The sequence below is a fragment of the Microtetraspora glauca genome (assembly GCF_040656155.1).
GTDB classification, from domain to species: domain Bacteria; phylum Actinomycetota; class Actinomycetes; order Streptosporangiales; family Streptosporangiaceae; genus Microtetraspora; species Microtetraspora glauca.
Genome location: NZ_JBFALK010000004.1, coordinates 304621 through 316522 on the forward strand (window position 1 = coordinate 304621; position 11902 = coordinate 316522).

Below are 11902 nucleotides of genomic sequence, written 5' to 3' on the forward strand. Positions count from 1 at the left end.
GACGTGCGCCGATTCACTGAGGGCTTCTACGGCTACGCGTTCGCGCTGATCGTCTGCCTGGCCGCCGGTTCGTTGATCCTCTTTTTCATGCCGAACGGCAAGAGCGAGCACATTCCCCGCATCGACTTCTCGATCGACAAGGTCAACGCCGCGCGCGCCGCGTCGTACACGATCGAGGTGCCGGGTCAGGTGCTTCCGAACTGGGTCCCGACCAGCTCCCAGCTCACCGACAAGGCCGGTGTCGTCACGTGGCGGCTGGGCTTCGCCACCGACAAGCGGATGCACGCCATGGTGGCGCAGAGCAACGAGACGCCGCTCGCCGACTTCGCCAACCGGATGGCCAACTCCGACAAGGCCACGGGCACCCGCCAGATCAACGGCACGGCCTGGGAGGAACGCTTCCGCCAGGACAAGAACCAGCGGTCGCTGATCCGGATCCTCCCGGATCGCACGGTCGTGGTGACCGGGTCCGCGGACTGGGACGAGCTGACCGCGCTCGCCGCCTCCCTGGTGGTCCAGCCCAAGCCCGCCACCTGATCCGGGCAGCCTGACGCGGCGTCGCCAGCCGCGGTGCCTGAACCAGAGCCGCTGGGCTTCCAAGCTGCCGGGATTTCGAGCTGCCGGATCGAGTGCCGTCCGACTCAGAGCGGCTGATCCTGAGCCGCACGAGAGCGCGGCCGCTCCCGGCTCAGAACGGCGTCTCCTCCTGGGGCTCCTGGCGCTCCGCCATGGCCGCCGCGAGCTTGACCCGAGCGCCCTGGAGCCACTCCTCGCAGATCGCGGCCAGCTTCTCGCCCCGCTCCCACAGCTCGATGGACTGCTCCAGGGTGAGCCCGCCGGTCTCCAGCCGCCGAACGACCTCGGTCAGCTCCTCGCGGGCCCGCTCGTAGGAGGGGGGCTTCTCCTCGGGGGACGCCTTCTCTGGGGATGTCTTCTCGTCGGCCACGCACCAACCTTAGAGTCCGAGTACGACAGGTGGAGATAATCCGCGCCATGACCGTTCGCGCCACCGCTTGGGGGTGGCACAGGTCGGTGAAGCGAGAAGCCGCAGAGGTGCCGCATGACACGGCATGGGCTGAATCCCCAGCCTTCAGGCAGTCCTTCAGGCTGGGGAGCGCGTCAACCCTGTCTCACGTGGACGTCGCCGTCACCGTGACCCGGTCGTCGGGGAAACGGACGGTCAGCTCGTCGCCGGGCTTGACCTCGCCCGCGAGCCGTACGACCTCCCCTGTGGGGCGCTGGACGATCGCGTAGCCACGCTCCAGCGTCGCCGCCGGGGACAGCGCGACGAGGCGGGCACGCAGGTGTTCCAGCGAGTCCGCGGAGCGGTCCAGGGAGGAGCCCAGGCAGCGACGGGCCCGCTCGCGCAGCGCGTCCACCTGCTCGGCCCGGCGGTCGAGCTCGCGTACCGGATCGGCGAGTGAGGGCCGCGACTGGACCGACCTGAGCCAGGAGAGCTCCCGATCGAGCCAGCCGCCCAGCACGCGGCGACCGCGATCCCTGAGCTGGCGCACCAGCGTGAGCTGCTCACCCACGTCGGGCACGACCTTCTTGGCCGCGTCCGTCGGGGTGGAGGCGCGCACGTCCGCCACGAGGTCGATCAGCGGGCTGTCCTGCTCGTGCCCGATCGCGCTGACCACGGGTGTACGGCACGCCGCCACCGCGCGCACCAGCGACTCGTCCGAGAACGGCAGCAGGTCCTCCAGCGAGCCCCCGCCCCGCGTGACGATGATCACATCGACCTCGCGGTCCGCGTCCAGCCTGCGCAGCGCCTCGGTGACCTCGCCCACGGCGTACGGCCCCTGCACGGCGACCGCCTCCACCTTGAACCTCACGGCGGGCCAGCGGCGGCGAGCGTTCTCGATCACGTCACGCTCGGCGGCCGAGTCCCTACCGCAGACGAGGCCGATAGTGGAGGGGAGGAAGGGCAGCCTCCGCTTGCGGTCGGCGTTCGTCAGGCCCTCGGAGATGATGAGCCGACGCAGGCGTTCCAGCCGGGCCAGCAGCTCTCCGACGCCGACCGGCCGGATCTCGGTCGCGGTGAAGGCGAAGGACCCCTTGTTCACCCAGAAGTCGGGCTTGACGTGCATGACGACCCGGGCACCGTCGACCGGCCTGGGCAGGCTCGCCTCGTACACGCCCCGGGAGCAGGTGACCCGGGCCGAGACGTTGGCCACCGGGTCGCGCAGGGTGAGGAAGATCGTTCCGCCCCGGGCGGTCAGCTCGGTGATCTGCCCCTCGACCCAGACGGTGCCCAGCCTCCCGATCCACTGGGCGACCATCTGGAGCACCGAACGGATCGGAAGCGGCGCCTCAGGAGAGGTCTTCGCGCTCAAATCAGGAACCGGCTTCGATCTTGGCCAGGCGAGTCTCGTACATGCGGACCACGTCTTCCCGGTCCGCCGTCGCCTTCTCGTAGGCGATCAGGTCGCGCATCTGGTCGGCCGACTTGCCGCGCATGCGGGCACGCAGCGAAGCCAGCGTCAGCCCCGCGTAGCCGGGGTACGGCTCGGCGAGGGCGGCCTCCTCGACCTCGGGTGCCGCCTTCTTCTTGGCGCGCGCCTTCGGGACCACGGTGGGCTCGGCCTCCGCCGCGGCCTCGGCGGCCTTCTTCGTGCGCGGCTTCGCGGTCTTGGGCTTCTCCGCGGCCGGCTTCTCCGCGGCCGGCTTCTCCGCGGCCGGCTTCTTGGGCGCGGGCTTCTTGGGAGCGGGCTTCTGCGCGGCCGGCTTCTCAGGGGCGGGCTTCTCGGCTTCGGGCTTGGCGGCGGCCTTCTCGGCCTCCGGCTTGACCTCCTCCTGCGCGGCGGGCTTCTTGGGAGCGGGCTTCTCCGCGGCCGGCTTCTCCGGGGTGGTGACCTGGGGCTCCGGCTGTTCCGCGGCGGAGGGCTCGGGCGCGGGCTTCTCGACGGGCTTCTCGACCGCGGGAGCCTCCCACTCGGCCTTCTTGTCCGGGGAAATGATCACCGGCTCCTCGGCGGCCTTGGAACCGTTGGGCTCGTGCTCCTCCTTGGCCGACGGGCGTGGGGCGAAGATGACGGGCTGGCGACGGGCCGGCCGCTCCTCCTCCGCCGCCGGTTCGGCCACGGTCGGCGCCGGCGCGGGGGCCTCCTCGCTCTCCGGCGTGGTGATGCGCTTGATCGTGGAACGGACCTGGTCGCCGATCAGCAGAGCCTGTCCCACCCCGCTGAGGGTGGTCTGCAGCGCGTTCACCGGCAGGTCCTTGGCCTTGTCCTTCAGCTCGTCGCCTCTCTTGAAGAGGCTACGGAGAGGCTTGGTGAGTGCTCGGAAGAGGGACATCGCTGCTCCAGAGGAGTCGTGTTCGGATGTTGCGAGAGAGGTCAAGAGGCGGCTGACGCTCCACATAGCATAGGAACATGGAGCCATATACCCCCGCGACCCGTCGTGTCCTGGTTGCCAAGCCGCGCGGCTATTGCGCGGGAGTGGACCGAGCTGTCGAGGCCGTGGAGAAGGCGCTCGACCAGTACGGCGCACCCATCTACGTCCGCAAACAGATCGTCCACAACACCCACGTGGTCCGGACGCTGGAGGCGCGTGGCGCGATCTTCGTCGATGAGACGGAGGAGGTGCCCGAGGGCGCGATCGTGGTGTTCTCCGCCCACGGCGTGGCGCCCAGCGTGCACGACGAGGCCGCCGAGCGGAGGCTCCGTACCATCGACGCGACCTGCCCGCTGGTCACCAAGGTGCACAACGAGGCCAAGCGCTTCGCGGCGAAGGACTACGACATCCTGCTCATCGGCCATGAGGGCCACGAGGAGGTCGAGGGCACGGCGGGCGAGGCTCCCGAGCACATCCAGCTGGTCGACGGCCTCGACGGCGTCGGCGGGGTCGCGGTGCGTGATCCCGACCGTGTCGTCTGGCTCTCCCAGACGACACTCTCGGTCGACGAGACCAACGAGACCGTCGCCCGGCTGCGCGAGCGCTTTCCGAACCTGATCGACCCGCCGAGCGACGACATCTGCTACGCCACGTCGAACCGGCAGACGGCGGTCAAGCAGATCGCGGCCGAGTCCCAGCTTGTCATCGTGGTGGGCTCCACGAACTCCTCCAACTCCAAGCGCCTGGTCGAGGTGGCCAAGGACTACGGCGCCGCCGCGTCCTACCTCGTGGACGACGCCTCCTTCATCCAGGACGAGTGGCTCGACGGCGTGACCACGGTCGGCGTCACGAGCGGCGCGTCGGTCCCCGAGGAACTGGTCGACGGCGTCCTGCGAAGGCTCGCCGAGCACGGCTTCACCGATGTCGAGGAGGTCGAGTCCGTGAAGGAGAGCATGCGGTTCGCCCTTCCCCACGAGCTCCGCCGGGACCTGCGCGCCTCGTCCTAGGTGCGTTCCACGTACCCGGTCACGTCCCGGGTACGTCCGCGCTCACCGCGCGAGTGATCCACCGGCTTCCTCCCGGCTCCCGTCAGGCCGCCGGGAGGAAGAGCCGCGACGGCGTGTTCCGCAGCGTTCCGCACGCCGGTGACCGGCCTGGACGCCACGACGCCAATCCCGCAAACGGCCGAGCCCATGACGCCGAGCCACACGTCGGCCGAGCCCATGACGCCGAGCCACACGTCGGCCGAGCCCATGACGCCGAGCTCATGGCGGCCGAGCGGAGGGCGGGGTTCTGGTCAGCCGGTCACCAGGAGACCGTAAACCTCGAGGAGCCACACCAGCGCCCACAGCAGAACGGCGGCTGAGCGGTGCGCTCCTCGGCCCGTTCCCTCGGCCTGAAAGTCCGTCAGCACCACGTCGTCCTCCCGGAAGACGGCCCGGAAGCCATCGTCCCTCCCGGCACTAGCGAACGTCATCGGCCCGCGACGACCCACCCTCGGTACGCGTACGGCCGGGCTCACCGGCCGCGGGTGCCGTAGGGGTCCCGGGAGGTGCCTGCCGCTGTGTGGAGGGCATCGGCGCCGCGCCGACCGGAGCATCGCCCACCGCGGCGGCCGTCACGGCCATCGGAGCATCGGTCGGAACACCGGTCGTCGCGTCGGGCGTCTCGGAGGGCGTCTCGAAGGGCGTCTCGAAGGGCGCCGTGGCGTCGTTCCGCATCGCCGCGGTCTCGTTCTTGAAGATCCGCAGTGACTTGCCCAGCGCGCGGGCGGTGTCCGGCAATTTCTTGGAACCGAACAGCAGGATCACCACGAGCCCCAGGATCAGCAGGTGCCCGGGCTCCAGGCCATTGCGCAGAAACATCGCGCCCCCATCCGTTCTGTCTTCGCCGGGACACGAGATTCGGTGATCCGTACCCGCGCGCCAAGTTTGCTACATTGCGCAACTATACAAGCGACGGCTGCTCTGTGGTCGTTCTCCCCGCAGGAGCGATAGGTATGAGGGCACCCACCACGGACAGTCGGCGATCATCGGCCGAGCGGCGGCGTGGGGGTGCCCGGAAGCCGTCGCGCGGGCGGCGCATCCTGCTGATCACCCTCGTCACGGTGGCGTCGCTCGTCGCCGTGCTCGTCGTGGGAGCCGGATGGATCTACTCGCGGCTCGACGCGAGCATCAACACCTTCGACGAGAAGGGGATCGACCGTCAGCGGCCCGCCGCGACCTTCGCCGGTCAGAACATCCTGGTCATCGGGTCGGACTCGCGGTCAGGAAAGAACAGCAGGCTGGGCGGCGGCAAAGGTGACGTGGGCCGTTCCGACACCGCGTTCCTGCTGCACGTCTACGCCGACAGGAAGCACGCGGTCGCCGTGTCGATCCCACGCGACACCCTGGTGGACATTCCGCGGTGCCGCCTGCCCGATGGCACGTGGACCAGGCCGCAGAGCGACGTCATGTTCAACACGGCGTTCACCCTCGGGCTCACCGCGAAGGGCAATCCGGCCTGCACGCAGAACACGGTGGAGAAACTGACCGGCCTGCGCGTCGATCACACCGTCGTGGTCGACTTCCAGGGCTTCTCCGCGATGACCAGGGCGGTCGGGGGCGTGCGGGTCTGCCTGCCCAAGGACGTCTACGAGGGAGACCTCGACCCCAACCTGGGCTCGCGCGGCAGGCTGCTGTTCACCAAGGGACGACAGACCGTGGCCGGCGTCAAGGCACTGAACTACGTGCGCATCCGGCACGGCATCGGCGACGGCTCCGACATCGGCCGCATCCAGAGGCAGCAGGCGTTCCTCTCCAGTCTGATCAGGAAGGTGAAGGCGCAGGGGCTCAACCCGGCCACCCTGCTCCCGCTCGTCGAGGCGGCCGCCGGGTCGATGACCTTCGACCCCGGTCTCGGGTCGGCCGACAAGCTGTTGTCGTTCGCGATGTCGATGAAGGACATCGACCTGCGCGACACCAAGTTCGTCACCCTGCCCTGGCGCTATCAGGGGGCACGGGTCGCGATCGTCCAGTCCGAGGCCCACGCCCTGTGGGCGGCGCTCAGGGCGGACCGCACGATCGACGGTGTGGACGCCAGCGGCAAGGCGCGCCCGTCCGGCCTCCCGTCCCCCACACCCGCGGCGGCGGTCTCCGGCACGGGGATCAGCGTCACTGTCTACAACGGCACCACGGTCACCGGCCTCGCCGCCCGTGCGGCCGACAGGTTGACGACCGCCGGGTTCACGGTCACCCGCGTCGCGACCGCCGACTCCCAGAACCACGCCGCCACCCTGATCGAGTACGGCCCCGGCCAGGCGGAGCGGGCCAGGACCGTCGCGCGCATGTTCCCCGGCGCGAAGTTCCGGCGGGTGACCGATCGCGGGGTCACCGTCATCCTGGGCCGGTCGTACGTGAGGACGCCCGACCCCAGTGCCTCCACGCCCGTCGCGCTGCCGACGAGCGTCGCGGGCAAGGCCCGCTCCGCCGCGGACGATGCCTGCTCCGACCTCTCGTACGGCTGAGCGAACGCGGGGCCACCCGACCACGGCGGGAAACATGGCGAGACGTGGACCGGGGCGCTACGGCCGATCCGCGTGGCGACGCTCGAAGAACGCATTGGCGGCACGGAGTACGACGCCGTAGAGCAGCACGACGATCGCGACCAGCAGGTAGTACGCGAACGGGAGGGTCGTCATGCCCAGAAGCGGAGCGAGCGGCGAGAGCGGCAGCAGTACGCCCACGATCACGAGGAAACAGACGGCGATCCCGAGCGGGAGGGGAACGTGGCGCCGCCCGCGCAGCACCAGTATCGCCACCCCCTGCGTGAGCAGGTTCTCGACGAACCACCCGGAGTGGAAGGCGCTCTGACCGGTCACCTGGGCGGACCAGGGCACGGCCGACGCCAGTACCGCGAAGGTGGCCAGGTCGGCGAGCGCGTTGAGCGGGCCGAAGGCGGCGATGAAACGCGTGAGGTCGCGTGGCCGCAGCCGTGAGGGACGCCGCAGAACGGCGGGATCCGGCCGATCGAAGGCGAACGCCAGCTGGGCGGCGTCGAAGCACAGGTTCTGCACCAGGACCTGGGCCGGCAGCATCGGCAGGAACGGCAGGAGCAGTCCGGCCCCGAGCATCGCGATGACGTTGCCGAGGTTGGAGGAGAGCACGATCCGCAGATAGGTGACGATGTTGCCGGTGCTGCGGCGACCGGCCATGATCGCGTGATCGATGGCGGTGAGGTCCTTCGACGCCAGAACCACGTCGGCCGTCTGCCGCGTCACGTCCACGGCGTCACTCGGGCAGATCCCGACATCGGCGGCCCGCAGCGCGGGAAGGTCGTTGACGCCGTCGCCGAGAAATCCGGTCGTGTGCCCGGCCGCGCGCAGCGCCCGGACGATGCGCGCCTTGTGCTCGGAGGTGCACCGTGCGACGACCGTGCTCCGCATGGCGAGCTCGGCCACGGCCGCGTCGGTGAGGCCGTCGATGTGGTCGGCGACGACGACCGTGCCCGGATCGAGGCCGAGATCGCGGCAGGCGCGGGCGGCGGTGCCCGGATGATCGCCGGTGAGGACCTTCACCGCGACACCGCGGCCGGCGAGGACGGCCAGCGCGTCCTCGGCATGCGGTGTGAGCGTGTCGCGGAGCCCGACGAAGCCGAGGAAGGTGAGATCGTGCTCGTCGCCGGGGCCGTACGAACCGGGGCGCGCGGGGCGATCCGCGAGCCCGACGGCGAGCAGCCGAAGGCCCTCCGCGGCCTTCTCCTCGGCGAGACGGCGTATGCGGCCCCGTGCGGCGGCGTCGAGTTCCACCTCCGTGCCGCCGGTCCGCACCAGGGTGCAGCGATCCAGCACGTCCTCGGCGGCGCCCTTGACCACCAGGGTGTGCACCGCCGTACGGTCCGGGCTCTGGACGACCGCGCAGGAGCTGCGGCGCACGGGGTCGAAGGGCAGCGCGGCAACGCCGTCGGACGCGGGCAGGGTGCCCCCGAGCCGCTCGGCGGCGTCGAGGATGGCCTCGTCGAGGGCGTCCGGGTTGGGGAGATCGGCGAGCTGGAGCGTCCACAGGCTGTTGACGGCCGCCCAGCGGAGGACATCCGGATCGGGCCGGCCGTCCGGGTCGAGGGAGCAGTCGAGGATGGGCAGATCCTGGGTGAGAGTGCCGGTCTTGTCGGTGAAGAGCACGTGCACCGCGCCGAGATCGTGCAGTGCGGGCAGCCGCTTCACGATCACCCCGTGGCTTCGCGCGAGGACGGCCGAGCCCCGGGCCAGCGCCGTGGTGACGATCACGGGCAGCATCTCGGGTGTCAGCCCGACGGCCACCGCGATGGCGAACGGCAGCGCCTCCAGCCCGCGCCCCCGCAACGCGGCGTTCGTCAGGAGCACGACCGGCGGGATCAGCAGCATGAACCGGATGAGCAACCAGGAGATCCCGTTCACCGAGCGGTCGAACGAGGACGGCCCGCGTTCTCGCATGCCTCCCCGATGCGCCCCGGCGAACCGGGTGCCCGCGCCGGTCGCCACGACGACCGCGAAGCCGCTGCCGGACGCCACGCTGCTGCCGTGGAAGCACAGATAGGGCCGGTCGAACAGATCCGTCTCCGCGTCGGCGGGCACGTCGACCGCGTGCTTGGCGACGGGATGGGACTCACCGGTGAGCGCCGCCTGATGGACGGTGAGACCGCTCGATCGCAGCAGCCGCACGTCCGCGGGGACCAGATCACCCGGACCCAGCCCGATCACGTCGCCGGGGACGAGATGGTCGACGGGGATCTCCCGCGACACCGGCGCCGCGGTCTCGTCTGCCCGGCGCCGCACCGTCGCGGTGGTGGCGACCAGCTCACGGAGCGCGGCCACGGACCGGTCGGCGCGGTGCTCCCCGCCGGAGCGCAGCACGCAGCTGACGACCACGAGTACCAGCACCACGCAGGCGGTTCCCCACGACGCGATGGCCGCGGACACCAGCCCGAGGCACAGCAGCACCATGGCGAACGGATCGCGCAGGCTGCGCGCGAGACGCCGTAGCCATGAGGCCGGGCTCCGCGGCGCCACCGCGTTCTCGCCGTACCGCAGCAGGCGGTCCTCGGCGTGCGCCTCCAGCAGACCGCGCGGTCCGCTTCGCATCAGCCGCAGCACCTCCAGCGAGGTGAGCTCGGCCACGTCGGTGATGGAGACGTGGTCCGGCGGCCCGCCGTCAGCCTCGGGACCGCCGCGCCGACCGGCGTCGGGCAGGGACTCAGGCGCCCAGACCACGGACGTGCCTCGACGCCTCCCCGCGGTCGGCCAGCCGCCCGACCAGCCACCGGACCATGGTCACAACGTCCTGATCGTGGATCAGGTAGACGACCCGGCGCCCCTCGCGCCGCGACCGCACCAGCCCCGCCAGCTTCAACTTGGTCAGATGCTGGCTCACCGCGGGCAGCGCGCCGCCCACGCGCTCGGCGAGCCCGCTCACATCGCTTTCGCCCTGGGACAGCGCCCAGACGATCTGCAGGCGCGCGGGCGAGGCCAGCAGCCCGAAGGCCGCGGCGGCCTCGGTCAGCAGGTCAACGGACGGGCCTTCGAAGTCGCCGCCGCTCGTCGCCACTGTCGCTCTCCCGTTCACCGAGCACCGTCTGGAACCTGCGCGGAATGGGGCCTTTCCGTATCCGCTGAGGCTCTCACGCTCCGGCGTCGCGGTGCCGTCGGAAAGGCGCATTCCGCGTGCTCACCGTAGCCTCGCGCCCGACCACTGACGACCACGTACGACAGTTGACGACCCGCGTGCGGCCTCTGACGGTCAGTCGCGGGCCTCGCCGTACACGCGGGGCTCGAAATAGCCCTCGGGCTCAGGATCGAAAGCGGTGTCCTGGCCGCGCCGGGGGCGGGGCACCTCCGCGCGGGTGGCCAGGTTCTCCCGCAGGTCGCGCATGTTCTGCGGGAGGCCGCGCCACCAGGCGATCCCGAGCACGACCGCCGATCCGCCGAACAGCCACGGCGCGGCGGACGACAGCGAGGTGAACAGCCCCAGCCCCAGCGCCTGGAGCATCGAGGCGGCCTTCAGCGACCGGACGAACTCGACGAACACCGCCGTCGCGAAGAAGACCAGCGGCGGCGTGACGACGAGGGGGAGCAGGTCACGCGGTTGGACCAGCAGGACGGCCGCGACACAGCCCACGACGAAAGCCGGTCCGGGCTTGACGATCTGGCCGAGCAACGTGACGACGAGGAGCAGGGTGATGGCTCCCCGGGCCGTCAACCTGAGCTTTGTCTGATCGGTGCCTCTCATCGTGGCCCCCTTTACGACGAGTCTCGCGCCAACTTACCGTTCTGGCCAGGAACAGGAGAGGCGCTTACGCGCTCTTCGTCCCCCAACTCCGGAACGGCGGGCAGGCGGGGCGGTTCCTCGACCATGGCCGGGCTCTCCAGCGCGGTGTCCGTGAGGCCGAGGTCGCTCATCTTCCTGGCGCTCACCAGCACGCGGCTCTCCAGCGAGCCGACCGTCCTGTTGTACGCGGTGACGGTCCGGGACAGCGCCCGTCCGAGGCCGTCGATGTGCCGGCTCAGCCCGCCGAGCCGGTCGTGGAGCTCCTTGCCCAGGTCGAAGACGGCCCGCGCGTTCTCGCTGAGCGCCGCCTGCTGCCAGGCGTACTGGGCGGTGCGCAACATCGTGATCAGCGTGGTCGGCGTGGCGATGTGCACCCGCCTGTTCATGGCGTACTCCAGCAGGCCGGGGTCCCGTTCGAGTGCCGGGGCGAGGAACGCCTCCCCGGGGATGAACAGGACCATGAACTCCGGCGCGGGGCTGAACGCCTGCCAGTAGGCCTTGGCGGCCAGCCGGTCCACGTGGTCGCGCAGGTGACGCGCGTGCGCGTCGAGTCGCGCCGAGGCCAGATCCGGGTCGCCCGCCTCCGCCGCCTCCAGGTACGCGGCCAGCGACACCTTCGAGTCCACGATGATGTTCTTGCCTCCGCTGAGCCGTACGACCATGTCGGGGCGGACGAGACCGTCGGGAGTGGCCGCGCTGACCTGCTCGTCGAAGTCGCAGAAGCGTGCCATGCCGGCGATCTCGGCGACCCTGCGGAGCTGCAGCTCGCCCCAGCGGCCCCGTGCCTCGGGCCGCTGGAGTGCCCGGACCAGTGCGGTCGTCTGGCTCCTGAGCTGCTCGGAGCTCTGCCGTACGAACTCCATCTGCTTGCCCAGCTCGGCGCGGGCGGCGCGGGCGCCGAGCTCGCTCTCGCGCAGCTGGTTCTCGACCTTCGCGAGCGTGTCCCTGAGCGGCCCGACCAGGTTCTCGACGGCCTGTCTGCGCTGGTCGAGGTCGCCCGTGGCCTCGGCCCTGGTGGTGTTCAGCCGGTTCTCCGCGAGTTCGAGGAAGCGCAGGTTGTTGAGATCGAGGGCGCGGGCGCTGATGGCCTGGAACCGTTCCGCGAGCTGCCCCTCGACGTAGGCGATCTTGTCCTCGGCCGCCCTTCTTCTCGCCTCCGCTTCGGAGATTCTGGCCCGTGCCAGCAGGAACCCGATCAGGAGCCCTACGGCGATACCTACGGCAAGCTGCAGGACGAGAGCCACGACATCCACGGTTCGGGATGATCCCAGGCAATCCGGCTCGGG

The 11902-nt window shown here is 70.6% G+C and carries 12 protein-coding genes; 3 read left to right on the forward strand and 9 right to left on the reverse strand.

The window, feature by feature from the left end:
• Positions 1–3: 3 nt before the first annotated feature.
• The gene (locus AB0I59_RS10405; RefSeq protein WP_358131900.1) at positions 4–537 is read left to right on the forward strand and encodes a DUF4245 domain-containing protein; all 534 of its coding nucleotides are present in this window, start codon (positions 4–6) and stop codon (positions 535–537) included.
• A 151-nt stretch (positions 538–688) separates the two neighbouring features.
• Here the strand turns inward: AB0I59_RS10405 and AB0I59_RS10410 are convergent, their stop codons facing one another.
• From AB0I59_RS10410 to AB0I59_RS10420, 3 genes are all read right to left on the reverse strand, one after another.
• Complete coding sequence (locus AB0I59_RS10410; protein ID WP_061258320.1) at positions 689–946, reverse strand: exodeoxyribonuclease VII small subunit; 258 nt, start codon at positions 944–946, stop codon at positions 689–691.
• A 184-nt stretch (positions 947–1130) separates the two neighbouring features.
• Positions 1131–2336 (reverse strand): exodeoxyribonuclease VII large subunit, encoded by a 1206-nt coding sequence (gene xseA / locus AB0I59_RS10415; RefSeq protein ID WP_228636975.1) that lies wholly within the window; start codon positions 2334–2336, stop codon positions 1131–1133.
• 1 nt (position 2337) lies between these two features.
• Positions 2338–3297, reverse strand: coding sequence for a hypothetical protein (locus tag AB0I59_RS10420; protein WP_358131903.1), 960 nt, complete (start codon positions 3295–3297; stop codon positions 2338–2340).
• Positions 3298–3374: 77 nt separating this feature from the next.
• Between AB0I59_RS10420 and AB0I59_RS10425 the strand changes: the two genes are divergently transcribed.
• Positions 3375–4343: a 4-hydroxy-3-methylbut-2-enyl diphosphate reductase gene (locus AB0I59_RS10425; RefSeq protein ID WP_061258324.1), complete on the forward strand. Its 969-nt coding sequence runs from the start codon at positions 3375–3377 to the stop codon at positions 4341–4343.
• Here AB0I59_RS10425 and AB0I59_RS10430 read toward each other — a convergent pair.
• Positions 4340–4591: a hypothetical protein gene (locus AB0I59_RS10430; protein WP_358131905.1), complete on the reverse strand. Its 252-nt coding sequence runs from the start codon at positions 4589–4591 to the stop codon at positions 4340–4342. The genes AB0I59_RS10425 and AB0I59_RS10430 overlap by 4 nt on opposite strands.
• 208 nt (positions 4592–4799) lie before the next feature.
• The gene (tatA, locus tag AB0I59_RS10435) at positions 4800–5201 is read right to left on the reverse strand and encodes a Sec-independent protein translocase subunit TatA (protein WP_061258329.1); all 402 of its coding nucleotides are present in this window, start codon (positions 5199–5201) and stop codon (positions 4800–4802) included.
• A 134-nt stretch (positions 5202–5335) separates the two neighbouring features.
• Here tatA and AB0I59_RS10440 point away from each other — a divergent pair, with 134 nt between their 5' ends.
• The gene (locus AB0I59_RS10440) at positions 5336–6841 is read left to right on the forward strand and encodes an LCP family protein (RefSeq protein WP_358131907.1); all 1506 of its coding nucleotides are present in this window, start codon (positions 5336–5338) and stop codon (positions 6839–6841) included.
• A 57-nt stretch (positions 6842–6898) separates the two neighbouring features.
• Here AB0I59_RS10440 and mgtA read toward each other — a convergent pair whose 3' ends face one another.
• From mgtA to AB0I59_RS10460, 4 genes are all read right to left on the reverse strand, one after another.
• Positions 6899–9562 carry a magnesium-translocating P-type ATPase gene (mgtA, locus tag AB0I59_RS10445; protein ID WP_358131909.1) on the reverse strand — a complete coding sequence of 888 codons (2664 nt, stop codon included), beginning with the start codon at positions 9560–9562 and terminating at the stop codon, positions 6899–6901.
• A complete protein-coding gene (locus AB0I59_RS10450; protein ID WP_061258332.1) occupies positions 9546–9896 on the reverse strand; it encodes an ArsR/SmtB family transcription factor in 351 nt (116 codons plus the stop codon). The genes mgtA and AB0I59_RS10450 overlap by 17 nt, the downstream gene beginning before the upstream one ends.
• A gap of 192 nt (positions 9897–10088) precedes the next feature.
• Positions 10089–10577, reverse strand: coding sequence for a DUF6542 domain-containing protein (locus AB0I59_RS10455; protein ID WP_061258334.1), 489 nt, complete (start codon positions 10575–10577; stop codon positions 10089–10091).
• An 11-nt stretch (positions 10578–10588) separates the two neighbouring features.
• The gene (locus AB0I59_RS10460) at positions 10589–11869 is read right to left on the reverse strand and encodes a DNA recombination protein RmuC (protein ID WP_082777226.1); all 1281 of its coding nucleotides are present in this window, start codon (positions 11867–11869) and stop codon (positions 10589–10591) included.
• Positions 11870–11902: the final 33 nt, after the last annotated feature.

Excerpts from the sequence above, each read along its gene's own strand:
- AB0I59_RS10440 (WP_358131907.1), top strand. The coding sequence starts at position 5,336 with ATGAGGGCACCCACCACGGACAGTCGGCGATCATCGGCCGAGCGGCGG.
- AB0I59_RS10430 (WP_358131905.1), bottom strand. The coding sequence starts at position 4,591 with ATGGGCTCGGCCGACGTGTGGCTCGGCGTCATGGGCTCGGCCGACGTG.
- AB0I59_RS10455 (WP_061258334.1), bottom strand. The coding sequence starts at position 10,577 with ATGAGAGGCACCGATCAGACAAAGCTCAGGTTGACGGCCCGGGGAGCC.
- AB0I59_RS10420 (WP_358131903.1), bottom strand. The coding sequence starts at position 3,297 with ATGTCCCTCTTCCGAGCACTCACCAAGCCTCTCCGTAGCCTCTTCAAG.
- tatA (WP_061258329.1), bottom strand. The coding sequence starts at position 5,201 with ATGTTTCTGCGCAATGGCCTGGAGCCCGGGCACCTGCTGATCCTGGGG.
- AB0I59_RS10425 (WP_061258324.1), top strand. The coding sequence starts at position 3,375 with ATGGAGCCATATACCCCCGCGACCCGTCGTGTCCTGGTTGCCAAGCCG.